The 12,735-nt window shown below is 51.2% G+C and carries 15 protein-coding genes; 6 read left to right on the top strand and 9 right to left on the bottom strand.

All coding sequences use genetic code 11. From position 1 onward, the window contains the following. The coding region (locus EYQ01_07615) for a capsule assembly Wzi family protein (protein HIE65663.1) at positions 1–1,222 on the bottom strand (1,222 nt) is incomplete at its 3' end. 340 nt (positions 1,223–1,562) lie between these two features. Here EYQ01_07615 and gmd point away from each other — a divergent pair. Together gmd and EYQ01_07605 are read left to right on the top strand one after the other, a co-directional pair. Then, complete coding sequence (gene gmd, locus EYQ01_07610; GenBank protein ID HIE65662.1) at positions 1,563–2,603, top strand: GDP-mannose 4,6-dehydratase; 1,041 nt, start codon at positions 1,563–1,565, stop codon at positions 2,601–2,603. Positions 2,604–2,617: 14 nt separating this feature from the next. After that, positions 2,618–3,553: a GDP-L-fucose synthase gene (locus EYQ01_07605; protein HIE65661.1), complete on the top strand. Its 936-nt coding sequence runs from the start codon at positions 2,618–2,620 to the stop codon at positions 3,551–3,553. A 49-nt stretch (positions 3,554–3,602) separates the two neighbouring features. Here the strand turns inward: EYQ01_07605 and EYQ01_07600 are convergent, their stop codons facing one another. Further along, on the bottom strand, positions 3,603–4,259 hold the full coding sequence (locus tag EYQ01_07600) for an arylesterase (GenBank protein ID HIE65660.1): 657 nt from the start codon (positions 4,257–4,259) through the stop codon (positions 3,603–3,605). A 398-nt stretch (positions 4,260–4,657) separates the two neighbouring features. On the opposite strand from EYQ01_07600, the gene EYQ01_07595 reads away from it, so the two are divergent. The 3 genes from EYQ01_07595 to EYQ01_07585 all read left to right on the top strand — a co-directional run bounded on the left by EYQ01_07595 (position 4,658) and on the right by EYQ01_07585 (position 7,164). Next, positions 4,658–6,124 (top strand): sodium-dependent transporter, encoded by a 1,467-nt coding sequence (locus tag EYQ01_07595; protein HIE65659.1) that lies wholly within the window; start codon positions 4,658–4,660, stop codon positions 6,122–6,124. Between the two features lie 49 nt (positions 6,125–6,173). Further along, on the top strand, positions 6,174–6,716 hold the full coding sequence (locus tag EYQ01_07590) for a hypothetical protein (GenBank protein ID HIE65658.1): 543 nt from the start codon (positions 6,174–6,176) through the stop codon (positions 6,714–6,716). 67 nt (positions 6,717–6,783) lie between these two features. Further along, a complete protein-coding gene (locus EYQ01_07585; GenBank protein HIE65657.1) occupies positions 6,784–7,164 on the top strand; it encodes a CBS domain-containing protein in 381 nt (126 codons plus the stop codon). A 68-nt stretch (positions 7,165–7,232) separates the two neighbouring features. On the opposite strand, the gene EYQ01_07580 is transcribed toward EYQ01_07585, so the two are convergent. The 7 genes from EYQ01_07580 to EYQ01_07550 all read right to left on the bottom strand — a co-directional run bounded on the left by EYQ01_07580 (position 7,233) and on the right by EYQ01_07550 (position 12,284). After that, the gene (locus EYQ01_07580; protein HIE65656.1) at positions 7,233–7,601 is read right to left on the bottom strand and encodes a 4Fe-4S dicluster domain-containing protein; all 369 of its coding nucleotides are present in this window, start codon (positions 7,599–7,601) and stop codon (positions 7,233–7,235) included. A gap of 110 nt (positions 7,602–7,711) precedes the next feature. Beyond that, the gene (locus EYQ01_07575) at positions 7,712–8,194 is read right to left on the bottom strand and encodes a thioredoxin-dependent thiol peroxidase (protein ID HIE65655.1); all 483 of its coding nucleotides are present in this window, start codon (positions 8,192–8,194) and stop codon (positions 7,712–7,714) included. 36 nt (positions 8,195–8,230) lie between these two features. Further along, positions 8,231–9,124 carry a heterodisulfide reductase gene (locus EYQ01_07570; GenBank protein HIE65654.1) on the bottom strand — a complete coding sequence of 298 codons (894 nt, stop codon included), beginning with the start codon at positions 9,122–9,124 and terminating at the stop codon, positions 8,231–8,233. Next, positions 9,121–10,071, bottom strand: coding sequence for a succinate dehydrogenase iron-sulfur subunit (gene sdhB / locus EYQ01_07565; protein ID HIE65653.1), 951 nt, complete (start codon positions 10,069–10,071; stop codon positions 9,121–9,123). Before sdhB ends, EYQ01_07570 begins: the two co-directional genes overlap by 4 nt. A 238-nt stretch (positions 10,072–10,309) precedes the next feature. Continuing rightward, the gene (locus EYQ01_07560; GenBank protein HIE65652.1) at positions 10,310–10,591 is read right to left on the bottom strand and encodes a 4Fe-4S dicluster domain-containing protein; all 282 of its coding nucleotides are present in this window, start codon (positions 10,589–10,591) and stop codon (positions 10,310–10,312) included. A gap of 16 nt (positions 10,592–10,607) precedes the next feature. Continuing rightward, positions 10,608–11,156 carry a peptide deformylase gene (gene def, locus EYQ01_07555; protein ID HIE65651.1) on the bottom strand — a complete coding sequence of 183 codons (549 nt, stop codon included), beginning with the start codon at positions 11,154–11,156 and terminating at the stop codon, positions 10,608–10,610. A gap of 339 nt (positions 11,157–11,495) precedes the next feature. Beyond that, on the bottom strand, positions 11,496–12,284 hold the full coding sequence (locus tag EYQ01_07550) for a hypothetical protein (protein HIE65650.1): 789 nt from the start codon (positions 12,282–12,284) through the stop codon (positions 11,496–11,498). A 25-nt stretch (positions 12,285–12,309) separates the two neighbouring features. On the opposite strand from EYQ01_07550, the gene EYQ01_07545 reads away from it, so the two are divergent. After that, positions 12,310–12,633 carry a hypothetical protein gene (locus EYQ01_07545; protein HIE65649.1) on the top strand — a complete coding sequence of 108 codons (324 nt, stop codon included), beginning with the start codon at positions 12,310–12,312 and terminating at the stop codon, positions 12,631–12,633. The last annotated feature ends 102 nt before the right edge of the window (positions 12,634–12,735 follow it).

Here is a 12,735-nt window from a genome sequence, read left to right as displayed (position 1 = left end):
GATACCGGAATGAATAGGTCCAGTTTGTTTTAAAGAGATAAACAATGTCTCCCCCGATTCTCCTGAGTTCTTCCCGTGATGCTGTAGAGAGACCATGCCGTTCTTGATCAAAATCGACCCCGGCTTTCCATTGTTTTGAGAGGGGAGTCGTCAGCCTTGCGAAAAAATCGTCCGCGTCTGGCCCCATGTGGTGGCCGATAATCTCTCTCCGATAGGTGTACCCGGACGTATAAACACTGTGTCTGTACCAGGTCGGCCCGTCGCTCTTTATATTATTGTCTGCGTATTCGATTAAGAGACTTCGTCCATTGACGGTCCATTCAAGCCCCGTGAGGATGGCCGGTTTGCTTGGGCGAAAGCCGGCCTCGTCTTCCCCACCATATTCGCCATAAAACTCCAGGCGGTTTTCCGCAGATCCCCCTGCGAGGGGAATCTGAATTCTGAAATCGACACCGGCGAGCTCATTGACCTCTAATTGTCCGCCTTTATTTGCGTCGTTGGAATAGATTTTCAAAAAGTTCCGCAGACTTATCCCGGCTCTCCCTTCGCCGCTGTGCATCGTAATCCGGGAGAGTCCGATTGAGAGCCAGGAAAACGGGTGATAACCGATTCTTAATCCGAAGAGACGGGGGCGCGGAATATTGCGGCTTGCTCCAAGTTCCGTCAGGAAACTTGTGATCTCAAAGGTGCCGAGTTGTGAAAAAGGCCCTGGAAGGTGAAAAGGCTTTTCGGACCCAAGTTGGACCAGATCAAACGGAAAGGCATTGTTGGATAGCAGGAGGGCACCATGACGCCCGGGGCCCCACCAGAGTGACTCGCGCCCGACCTTCAGGACGGTATTGCCATCCACGATACGGATATAACCGCGACGGATGATGACATCCTCTCCCTCCCTTGAATATGTGGAAACCGGTTCAAGTAAAAAGGAGACATGCGCATTCATTTCTGTGCGGCTCGTTAAGACGTTTTGTATGTTGAGGCCATTTTCCCATCGATCCCCGAAATGATTTTGGCGTAAACGATCTTCTTCAGCTCCGAGGTCTATCCATCCGATCTCCGTTTTGAGGGTGTTATCGGCTTCACCCTCTAAGGCGGTGGAAACGATCGGGGAAAGGAGGAGAAGGGTGAAGCAAAAAAGCGCATGTGCTGCAGTGATAAACATGAAGGGCGCGCACAATCCTCGGTCCTCCAGGACGAGGTTCTTCAATTTATCTTTGTGCATGTTCTTTCAGGCCCCTTTATGGCAGAAAAAGAGTATTTGAAGTCACTTCTTTATAGAGAGCGACATAATATATAAGCTTTTTCCCCGTGTCAATTGGATCTACTGGTACTGGATCGGCGGACCCCGTATTCTTCAGTCAAGGCATGAGGGTGTACTTCCTCCAACTCCCGTATTCTTCGGACTTATAGGAGGACGCTGATGCTAATCTTGTAAGAGGCTTGCTTGAGTACCTCGAGAATTGCTATAAATGATCACTGTCTTTAGAAAAAGAGGCGCATTCGCGAATCATGATTCGGCATATCGATAAACAGAATTTGTTGTTTGAGAAAGGAATAGCAGTATGAAAATCGCGCTAATCACCGGGGTAACGGGCCAGGACGGTTCGTACCTTTCTGAACTGTTACTTGAAAAAGGATATATGGTCCATGGGATCATTAGACGGGCATCCACCTTTAATACCGACCGGGTCGAGCATCTCTATCAGGATCCTCACCAGAGTTCGACAAGGTTCTTCCTGCATCATGGGGATTTGACCGACGGGACGGGCTTGAGACGGCTCTTGGAGCAGGTCTCCCCGCAGGAGGTCTATAATCTTGGGGCGCAGTCGCATGTGCGGGTTTCCTTCGATCAGCCGGAGTATACAGCCGATGCTGTGGCGATGGGGACATTGCGGCTTCTGGAGGCAGTTCGTGATTTTGAGCAGCGAAGGGGGCAGAGGGTAAAGTACTATCAGGCGGGATCGTCTGAAATGTATGGAAAAGTCCATGAGGTCCCGCAACGGGAAACGACACCGTTTTATCCCCGTAGCCCTTATGGGGTGGCGAAGGTCTTTGCCCATTGGATGACGGTCAACTATCGTGAGGCCTATGGCCTCTTTGCCTGCAACGGCATTCTTTTCAATCATGAATCCCCCAGGCGGGGGGAGACCTTTGTGACCCGGAAGATCACGCGGGCGGCGGCGCGGATAAAGCTCGGGCTGCAACAGAAGCTCTACCTCGGGAATCTTGAGGCGAAAAGGGACTGGGGTTTTGCGGGGGATTATGTCGAGGCGATGTGGCGGATGCTGCAGCAGTCTGAGCCGGATGATTATGTGATTGCGACAGGAAAAACCCATTCGGTCCGGGAGTTTATAGAGCGGGTTTTTGAGCGATTGGATCTCAAGTGGCAGGATTATGTAGAAAAAGATGAGAGATACTTTCGCCCGACAGAGGTGGATATTCTGCTGGGAGATCCTGGCAAGGCGCAAGAGAAGCTAGATTGGAAACCAACCGTGGATCTGGACGCATTGGTAGCGATGATGCTGGAAAATGATCTGGAGCTTGCAAGGCAGGAGAAGACCTTGCGGGATGCAGGACACAAGGTCCTGAACAGAAGGGTGTAGAGGGGTAGCGGGAGATGAACAAAAACTCGAAAATCTATATTGCCGGTCATCGAGGGCTTGTCGGGGGAGCAATTTATCGACAGCTCGGGCAGGAGGGGTTTTCGAATCTCATCGTGCGGACCCGGCAGGAGGTGGATCTCTGTGAACAGGCGCAGGTGCGTCTCTTTTTTGAAAAGGAGCGCCCGGAGTATGTCTTTCTCGCGGCGGCCAAGGTTGGGGGGATCCATGCAAACGCGAGCGTCCCGGCTGAATTTATCTACAGTAATCTTGTCATTCAGACCTGTGTGATACACCAGTCTTATGTCTCCGGCGTGAAGAAGCTCCTTTTTCTTGGGTCCTCCTGTATCTACCCCAAGCTTGCCCCACAGCCGATGTCGGAAGAAGCCCTGTTGACAGGGCCTCTGGAGCCGACGAATGAGCCGTATGCGATTGCCAAGATTGCCGGGATCAAGATGTGCCAGGCCTATCGTCGCCAATATGGGGCGAATTTTGTTTCTGTGATGCCGACCAATCTCTATGGACCCGGTGATAACTTCGACCTTGAAACTTCCCATGTCCTCCCGGCGCTGATTCGCAAATTCCATGAGGCGAAAGTGGCCGGATCTTCAGAGGTCACCATCTGGGGAAGCGGGTCTCCGAGACGGGAGTTTTTATTTGTGGACGATCTGGCGGATGCCTGCATCTTCCTCATGGAACGCTACGACGCGAGCGAGATCGTGAACATCGGGGTCGGGGAAGACATCCGCATCCGAGACCTGGCAGAGTTGGTTCGTAGGGTGGTGGGATTTCAAGGCGACATCATCACAGACCCGTCCAAACCGGATGGAACGCCAAGGAAACTCCTTGATGTGAGTCGCCTTCATGCCCTGGGGTGGAAGGCCCGGTTCTCACTGCCGGAAGGCCTGGTTAAGACCTATCAGTGGTATCTTGAACATGGTGTGTGTATTTGATTTCTGTGCTTTTTCTCCAGCGACTTTCGGCCTTCCTCCTCTTTTCCTGTCATTTTACGAGCAGGGGTTTTAGAATATCCCATATTCGGTCAACGATGATCTGATATCCCTTTGCGGTGGGGTGGATGCCGTCGGCTTGATTGAGGAAGGGCCGTGCGGCGACCCCTTCCAGGAAGAAAGGGATGAGCGTGATCTGATAACGCGCTGCCAGATCCCGGTAGATCTGCTCAAAGGCCTCGGTATAGGACTTTCCATAGTTCAGGGGGATTTTCATCCCGGCGAGAACAACCTCAACTCCCTCCGCTTGCAAGCGCTCGATAATTTTTGAGAGATTTTTTTCCGCCTCACCGACATCCAGCCCCCGGAGACCGTCGTTGGCGCCGAGTTCAAGGATGACGAGGTCAGGCAGGTTGCGAAGGACCCAATTGACCCGTCTGAGACCGCCGGCCGTGGTGTCGCCGCTGACGCCGGCATTGACCACGCGATAGAGGTAAGCATTCTTTCGAAGCTTTTTCCCAAGGATGGCCGGATAGGCCTCGTCAGCAGGCAGTCCAAGGCCGGCCGTCAGGCTGTCTCCAAAGGCGACGATGACCCGTTCTCTGACGACCGGATTGGCTGTTGAGACTTGCCGGAGGGTATTCTCCTTAGCCGGTAAGGGATATCCAGGCGATCCAACGAAAACAAGCAACACGGTACAACAAAACATGCAGAGCGCAGACAATCCCCGTTTTTTTAGCACAGATCCATTTGATGGTTTCATCTCATCCAGTGTAGCGTATTCAGAAAGTCACTTCAATCTCAGGTCTTGAGAAACCGCCGATTCGCCTGGACCCGTGGAAGGGTCTTGGAGTATCTATTTTCCCGTGACAAGATTTTATCGGGATGGTAAGATTCTCCGGACGGGTCATATTGCCACCTTCGAAGAGAAGTTTAATGGTGTTGGTTAACGACTTGTCCTTTCGGCGAACCTTTACGTCATTCCGGCGTATGCCGGATCAAGTCCGGCATGACATAAGTCGATTTCAAACCTACCTCTCTTGGACCTCTCGGCTTATGGTCTAGGGTTGTTCAGTTCACGGATTTAATCGAAGAAGGACATGCAATATGGAAAGAGCCAGATGGTCCTCCAGGAGAATTTTCTTGCTCGCGGCGATTGGCAGCGCGGTTGGTTTAGGAAACGTCTGGCGTTTTCCTTATCTGACTTATAAGTTTGGAGGAGGAGCCTTCCTGGTCCCTTACTTGATTGCCTTGTTTTTTCTGGGGATTCCTTTGCTGATTCTCGAGTTTGCCCTGGGACAAAAATTTCAAAAAGGGGCGGTGGGTGCCTTCACGACGGTGGGTCACAAGTTCAGGGGGATCGGTTTTTGTGCCATATTCTCCGGATTTGTCGTGGTGATCTATTATGCCGCAGTCATGGCCTGGTCCCTGGTCTTTCTTTTGAATTCATTCACAACCACGCTGCCCTGGAGGGAAGATGCCAAGGGGTTTTTCTATAATGATGTGCTACAGATCTCTGACGGTATCGGGACGATGGGCGGCATCAATTGGAGCCTGTTCTTCGCCTTGCTGGCTGTTTGGGTCATGATTTATTTCTCGGTCTGGAAGGGGGTTAAAAGTGTCGGTCAGATCGTTAAAATTACAATGCCCTTACCACTCCTTCTCCTGTTCATTCTCTTTCTGAGGGGAATTACTTTAGACGGCGCGATGACAGGGATTTATCATTACCTGACGCCGGATTTCTCGGCATTGTTGAATGCTGAAATCTGGTTGGCCGCCGCATCACAAATCTTCTTCACCTTGAGTCTTGGCTTTGGGATCATGATCGCCTATGCCAGCTATAATGAAGAGGGGCAGGATGTCACAGGAGATGCCCTGATTACATCGCTCTCCAATTCCGCGATCAGTTTATTCGCGGGCTTTGTGGTCTTTTCCATCTTGGGATATATGGCAACGACAACCGGCGTCGGTGTAGAAGATGTCGTGGCCTCCGGACCCGGACTGGCGTTTGTCGTTTTTCCGCAGGCGCTTGCCTTGATGCCGGGGGCCTGGTTCTTCGCGATATTATTTTTTGTAACGCTTCTTTCTTTGGGAATCGACAGTGCTTTTTCCCTGGTGGAGGCCGTGAATACTGTTTTTGCCGACCGGGCAAAAAAGCCGATGTTAAAGCAGATCTCTTTTTGTGTCTGTACCCTGTGTTTCCTCCTTGGAATACTCTTTACGACCCGGGCCGGTCTCTACTGGCTCGATGTGATCGACCATTTTATTACCAGTTTTGGTCTTGTCCTGGTGGGGATATTCGAGTGTCTTGTCATTGGCTGGGTCTACGGAGCAGATCGTTTACGAGAGTATATCAACAGTGTCAGCCGTTGGAAACTGGGGCCTTGGTGGAGCCATGCCATCAAGTGGTTTATTCCCGGGGTCCTGAGTCTCCTTGTTGTCGTACAATTTGTCACAGAATTGAAAGGCAACTATGAGGGCTATCCCGGCTGGGCGATCTTGATTGGCTGGGCGACCGTGATTATCCCCGTGATGATTGCGTTGGGTCTTGTATTTAAACCCGCCAAAAATTAGTAAACGATGTCTACCCTCCTAGCCCACCACGCCATATTGGGACAGGTCAATGAGACCGCTTTTTCTTTGTTTAGCCATTTGTGTTGTCTCCGGTCTTTACTTTTCCACTGTCTTTGCCTTGAATGAAGAATCGAAGGCGATCCTCGACAGGCTTTATGAAGAGGGCAGGGGTGCGAGCAAGGAAGAACTGATGGAGATGTTGACTTCAATTGCAGGGGATGAAAGGCTTACGAGAAAAAAAAAGGTCAAAGAGATGGATTTTATTCTTCACCTGGTCGGGGGCCGCCTTTCAGATGAGGAGAAGCGAAAGGCGCGTGCTGCCGCCTTTAAGGCCGTCGACCGTATGCGGGCGGAGGCCTTTCTGATGCAGCATCCGGAGCTTGAAGAAGGGAGACGGGAAGCGATCAGGGCGGGGCGATTTGAGAAAGGGATGTCGAAAGAGGAGGTTGAGGCGACCCTCGGTTTACCCGAAAAAATCACCCGGGTACTCAGGAACCCTGAATTTGATGAGCGATGGGATTATTATAGCAAGAGGCTTGTTGTGTATTTTTCGGGCAACAGGCTGCACACTTGGAAGGATTCCGGTGGTTGAATGTTCCATCTTATTATGCTAATGATGTCGCTAAAGTTTCCTATTAATCCATACGCGGGAGGAGAGAATGACACCGTTGGCCCTATTAATGCGTCGGGAGGTAGAAAAAGTTTCTCCGAAGACCGTACTTCGGGAGGCGGCGCTGAAGATGCGGGACAAAGGGGTCGGTTCCCTGATGGTTTGTGAAGGCGAGGAAACCATCGGGATTGTGAGCGAATCGGACTTTGTCCGGAAGGCCATGGCCGGGAATCTCGATCTGGATGACACCCCGGTTGAATCGATTATGAGTGCGCCGATTATCTCGATTGATATTGATGAAACTGCAAAAGAGGCCAATGACTTAATGGCCAGTAAAGCGATACGCCACCTGGCGATTACGAACAGGGGAAAAGTGGTCGGGATTATTTCGGTGAGAGACCTGCTGCTCTGTTACAAGAACAGACTATAAAGCCGGAAGACTTGTGGCCTTCCGGCTTATGTAAGGCGTTCCTGAGATCCTATTTTTGCAGAAAATGACTAGTTTCGAACGCCGCTCCAGACCTTTTCGGCATCGATTTCTTTGTCGGGGTTCAACTCGATGGCCTTGGCCAGTAAAACATCAGCCTTTTCCGGATAGGTTGGATCAGAAATACAGCAATCGGATACCGGACAGACTGCGGAACACTGGGGTTCATCAAAATGGCCGACACATTCCGTGCATCGCTCATAGGTGATGACATAGATGTTATCGCCATCGACATGAGACAGTTGCCCGTCTCCCTCTTCTCCTGTCAGTTTGAGCCCTTCTGCCTCGCAATCACCCTCATTTTCAAAGATCGCCTCGTTTGGACATTCAGGCAGACAGGCTGCGCAGGCGATACACTCATCGGTGATCAATAGTGCCATATTTGATTCCCCTCCCCAGTATTTGTAGTATTGTGAAAGAAGTCAGACTTACATTCAAGTTATAAAAATATATCATGGCATTTCTCGGCCTGTCAATTATTTTTGTTTGTTCATTTTTTTTCGAGGGCGGCCATCACTTCCTCCACATGGCCGTCGACCTTGACGCGAAGAAAAGAGGTGATGATCTTTCCCTTCTGATCAATCAAGAAGGTTGAACGCTCTATTCCCCAGAATTCTCTTCCATACATTTTTTTTAATTTGTAAACCCCGTAGGCCAGGGAGACCTTTTTATCCGTATCGCTCAGTAGGGGAAAGGGAAGTTCATATTTTTGAATAAACTTTTGGTGAGATTTTTCAGAATCGAGGCTGACCCCGAGAATGACCGTGCCTGTTTTTGCTATATTTGAAAGGGCATCACGAAAGGCACAGGCCTCTTTTGTGCATCCGGGGGTACTGTCCTTGGGGTAGAAGTAGAGGACAACATTTTTCTTTCCCCGGTAGGAAAGCAGGTCAATATCTTTTCCTTCGGAGGATGGGAGGACAAAAATAGGAGATTCATCTCCGGGCTGCAATCCAGATTTCAGATTTGGCATTTCCTTTTCTCCTAATAAATAATCGTTACAACCTTGTTACTTTATCTTTTCGATGAATGCCCCCGTCGGGCTCAGATGTCGCTTCATTCCCAGTTCATCCGGGGAAAATCCCATGGCAAGGCCGAGGAGTTGGGGAAGGTGAAGAATCGGCATGTCCAGGTCCTGATTAAAGCCTTTTTCTCGTTGAAGTTTTTTCTCCGCCCGCTCCTGGTAGATATCAAGACTCATGTGACAAAGGGGACAGGGAGTGACCATCGCATCGCCTCCCTTCTGTTTTGCCTCGCTGATTCGTTCGCCAACCATGCTCAATGCCATCTGTTCCTTTTCGAGAAAGACCGGAAAGCCGCAGCACTTCGTTCTTCCATCGTAAGGAACCGGATGGGCGCCGATCGCCTGAATCAGCTTTTCAAGCGAAACCGGATTTTCCCAGTCATCAAAATGGGTGGTGCTGGAAGGGCGCAAGATATAGCAGCCATAAAATGGCGCGATCGACAGATCGGTCAGGGGATGTGAGATAAATTTCTTCAGGGCCTCGATCCCGAAGTCTTTGACCAGGATCCATTGAAGATGCTTGACCTCGACGGTCCCATGATACTCCAGCCCGGTTGTTTCTTTTAAGGCCACGTTAATTCGTTCTCTGAGGGCATCATCGGCTTGCAACTGTTTATTGATTCCCCCCAAAACGCCCTGACAGGTCCCGCAGACGGTCATGATATCAAGATGGTCCTTTTCGGCCGTCGCGAGGGTTCTTGCGTTGAGGGTGTAGGCGAGGTCCGGGTCGGCCTCGGTAATGACCCCGGCACCGCAACAGTTGAAGGCCATGAGCTCCTTGATTTCAATCCCGAGCTTCTGAACCACCTTCATTGTCGCTTGATGAAGTTCGGGTGCCGCGCCTTTGGCGGCGCATCCCGGATAGTAGGCATATTTCATTGTTTATTTACCCTTTTTCTTTTGAAGATGGCCTGTATCCTCTGCAGGTCCGGGACCTTGTGCGGGATGATCGGTGCTTTTCCATGAAGAAACATTCTAATCCCTAAGGGGATGATCCGCAACATTTTTCGGAGTGATCCCCAGGTCATCATGATCGGAAGACGGACCTCATTGAGCCGACCCTCCTCTCCCACGATCTTTACAAATTTTGTAATATGTTTTGCGCCGACCGAATCGGTCAGGCCTTTCTCGATGGAGCGACGACGAAGCCGGATAATCTGCTCCATCGGTTGGACATCTTTCGGGCAGACCTGAACACAGGCAACACAGCGGACGCAGTCCCAGATACCATTGGCTTCCTGGAGGGCCTCGAGACGGGCATCATGCTGTTCATCCCTCGGATCGACCTGGAAACGGAGGGCCTTGGCCAGGGCCGCCGGCCCGAGAAATTGACCAGAGGCCTCAAAGCTGTTGCATGCGGAGAGACAGGCGCCGCACATGATGCAGGCATCTGCATTTTCCAGATCACTTTGTATGGTCTTGAGCGCCTCGGTCGGGATGGGTTTTTCTCCGTGATCCGACGAGACCACATAGGGGGTCACTGCCCTGATCTTTTCCCAGAAAGGATCCATCTGAACCACCATGTCCTTGATGACCGGCATATTGGCCATCGGACCGACGGAAATTTCCTGATTGTGTTCCAATTCCTCATAGAGGGAGGTACTGCAGGCGAGTTTCTGGCTTCCGTTAATCTGCATCGCACAGGAGCCGCAGATCGCGGCTCGGCAGGAGGCCCGGAAAGTGAGGGTTCCATCAATTTCCGCCTTGATCTTCATGAGCGCGGCCAGGACAGTCGTTCCCCGCCCTGCTTCCACAAAGTAGTCACGCTTGTAAGGCTTGACGTCTTCTTCCGGGTTAAATTTTTGAACGCTCAGCTTAACTCGCATCCAACGCCGTAAGCACTCCCCTCAGATTCAGCCCCCAACGCTTCCAGGGGAGAGAAGGGTAGGGGGTTCTCGATTAACCATGCTTGTAACGGTTCAGCATGCCACTATTTTGGCTTCGCGAGGCCCATCCTGCAGGGCAAGGCGTGAGGCGCACAGAACCGCAACGTAGTATGCCTACGTGAGGATTCGAGCACCGCAGCAACGCTGCCATGGAGGGAAAGAGGGGTGTGCGGAATCGTTACCCATACTTGTAACTGATACCATACCCCCCTCGCGGGTAGACCATGTCGATGTTGTCAAACTCGTTGCAGGCCACCATGCAGGCGCCCATTTCAATACAGTTTTCCCATCCCACGACGATTTTTTTTTGCGCAGTATCCCATTTGTAGACCTCGACCGGGCAAACCAAGGTACACTGTTGTTCTTTGCATTGAAGGCAGACCTCCGGGTCTTTGATCTTGAGGTGGGATTCGGTATCGACCCGGTATTTGTCCAGAAAGAGTTTATCTTCCAGCCGCATGGTCCCCCTCTCTCCGTTAGGTAACCTCTGTCGGTTGCGGAATCCAGTACCTTTCAAACTCGGCAAAGTGTGTCAGTGTGGAGAAATCTTCCATTCGGTCGAGGAAAACCCTACCTTGCAGGTGATCAATTTCATGCTGTAAAACGACAGAAAGGAAGCCTTCGGCCTCAAATGATACCGGTTCCATCGACCTATTAAACCCCTCCACGGCAACCCGAAGGAAGCGCGAGACCTTTCCCCGGAGATTATCCAGACTCAGGCATCCCTCCCATCCTTCGACCGTCTCTTCCGTTGGAAAGGTCAGCCTGGGGTTGAGCAGGACCCGGAGGGAAAGGTCCGGTGCATCCGGATAACGGTCACTCGATCCCGAATGAATGACGACGGCCTGTTTTGAGCGGAAGACCTGGGGCGCGGCCAGGCCGACGCCGTCGCGTTTCTGCATGGTTTCAATCATATCGTCCAGGAAAGATTGAAAAGCCGGGTCATGACATTCACGAAGTGTGACCGGTTCTGCAATCTTTCTGAGAATTGGATTCCCTAGTTTTGCAATTTCCAATAGCGCCATCTGATTTTCCTGATGAGTGTCAATAGTTGAGTAAAATATACCATATCATATTGTAGATATCCAATTTATCCCTTGTCCCACCGACCACATCACGAGCCTCCTGATTCTGTTTATCAGGTAGTGGTGAAGGTCTTCCATTGGTGTGGATAAGGGGGTGAAAAGGCTTAACCCGTACGGGGCTTGGATCATCCGGTATTTTTGGAAGGGAGCAAAAAACAATTTGATTGGACAGAGGATGGAGCGGTTTATAATTTTATCTGTTGGTGACGACGGCCCCGGAAGATTGTGTTCCCGGGGCCGTCGTTCTCATCCAACGGGCCAGACGGATCTTCCCCCTATTTATTGTCCAGTGACATCAGATCGGAGGATTATCTCACTGAAGACTTCCTCGTCTTGGGTGTGAAATCCGGGATCTGCCGGGAGGCCTCCTGTCCCCCTCTTGTAGTACAATGCGACGGTAATCTGTGTTACAGACGCAACATCAAAGTCACCACGACTTCGGAAACCAAAAATCCCACCCGGAGCGCCGATCACATCGGGTGGCAGAATGTCGACCTGAAAATCTCGAGTGGTGCCAATCCCATCACTTATTAGGACCTTCATATAAAGTTCATCTTCTTCGCCTTCAGTTCCCTTCTCGCTGACCTGGCCACGGAAGCGAATCTCGTCGTCCGCATCATCGAACTGGAAACGTTCGGTGAGAATAAAGGGACCCAGAGTCGTGTCGAGCAGGTTGGTGCCGAGTTCCTGGACGAAAAAGACGTGTGGGCCGACCATGTGCCCGACGGCGGAAATCACCTGGCCAAGTCCCTGAGTTTCAAAGACGCTTATCGGGACAGTTGTATCAAGTGCTCCGAGGACTATATTGTCGAAACGAGGATCCGGATTCATGATCAGGAGCAGGTTGCCGACCACAAAGGATGTCGGGTTGTCAAAACCATCGCCCAGAGCCATGCTGCTGACAACACCTCCGACGACATTTTCAGAGAGTTCGACAACGAACTCGGCGTCAGGGATGTTATATGTATTACCTGCTTGGTCCGAATAGACGTGGCCCGCTGACTTAAGGGTTCCGCCAGCGAACGTTGGATAGGTATTGCCTGTGGCTGGTGATGCCGGCGAGTTCAAGGAAGTTCACTGGGAGGAATGCTGTATGATTGGGGTAAGCGTACTCAACACGAGCGAAGTAGTTTGCCTTCATTTGATCCGCGTCCAGGCCGACAGTATCCGAGCTGAAGAACGAACGGAGTGCTTTATCTTTGGCGTTGGCGTCGAGCAGTTGACCGAAGGTGCTCGCGGTGATCTCGGGCACCTCAATCAATGGTCGGTGGACACCACATATGGGGTGGTGGCCACCGTGCCGCCTATTGTTATCACCACACCATCGACCGTAGCCGGAACAGTCACGTCCTTACCGACGGCGTTGTATTTTCCAGTATTGCTTCGGCGAAGGCCTGAATGCCGGAAAATCCGATAACACTCATAACAACACCGAGCGTGCAACATATGCTGATTGATCTTCTGACTTTGTTCCCAATAGATGATGTTTTTTCCCTAACAAACATTAATAAATCCTCCA

The organism is Candidatus Manganitrophaceae bacterium (assembly GCA_012960925.1).
Lineage (GTDB): Bacteria > Nitrospirota > Nitrospiria > SBBL01 > JAADHI01 > DUAG01.
The sequence above is the reverse complement of the archived record's forward strand: the minus strand, read 5'-3'. Positions and strand labels throughout refer to the sequence as shown.

Excerpts from the sequence above, each read along its gene's own strand:
- EYQ01_07545 (HIE65649.1), top strand. The coding sequence starts at position 12,310 with ATGATTGGGGTAAGCGTACTCAACACGAGCGAAGTAGTTTGCCTTCAT.
- EYQ01_07560 (HIE65652.1), bottom strand. The coding sequence starts at position 10,591 with ATGCGGCTGGAAGATAAACTCTTTCTGGACAAATACCGGGTCGATACC.
- sdhB (HIE65653.1), bottom strand. The coding sequence starts at position 10,071 with ATGCGAGTTAAGCTGAGCGTTCAAAAATTTAACCCGGAAGAAGACGTC.
- def (HIE65651.1), bottom strand. The coding sequence starts at position 11,156 with ATGGCGCTATTGGAAATTGCAAAACTAGGGAATCCAATTCTCAGAAAG.
- EYQ01_07580 (HIE65656.1), bottom strand. The coding sequence starts at position 7,601 with ATGGCACTATTGATCACCGATGAGTGTATCGCCTGCGCAGCCTGTCTG.
- gmd (HIE65662.1), top strand. The coding sequence starts at position 1,563 with ATGAAAATCGCGCTAATCACCGGGGTAACGGGCCAGGACGGTTCGTAC.
- EYQ01_07595 (HIE65659.1), top strand. The coding sequence starts at position 4,658 with ATGGAAAGAGCCAGATGGTCCTCCAGGAGAATTTTCTTGCTCGCGGCG.
- EYQ01_07590 (HIE65658.1), top strand. The coding sequence starts at position 6,174 with ATGAGACCGCTTTTTCTTTGTTTAGCCATTTGTGTTGTCTCCGGTCTT.
- EYQ01_07570 (HIE65654.1), bottom strand. The coding sequence starts at position 9,124 with ATGAAATATGCCTACTATCCGGGATGCGCCGCCAAAGGCGCGGCACCC.
- EYQ01_07585 (HIE65657.1), top strand. The coding sequence starts at position 6,784 with ATGACACCGTTGGCCCTATTAATGCGTCGGGAGGTAGAAAAAGTTTCT.
- EYQ01_07600 (HIE65660.1), bottom strand. The coding sequence starts at position 4,259 with ATGTTTTGTTGTACCGTGTTGCTTGTTTTCGTTGGATCGCCTGGATAT.
- EYQ01_07575 (HIE65655.1), bottom strand. The coding sequence starts at position 8,194 with ATGCCAAATCTGAAATCTGGATTGCAGCCCGGAGATGAATCTCCTATT.
- EYQ01_07605 (HIE65661.1), top strand. The coding sequence starts at position 2,618 with ATGAACAAAAACTCGAAAATCTATATTGCCGGTCATCGAGGGCTTGTC.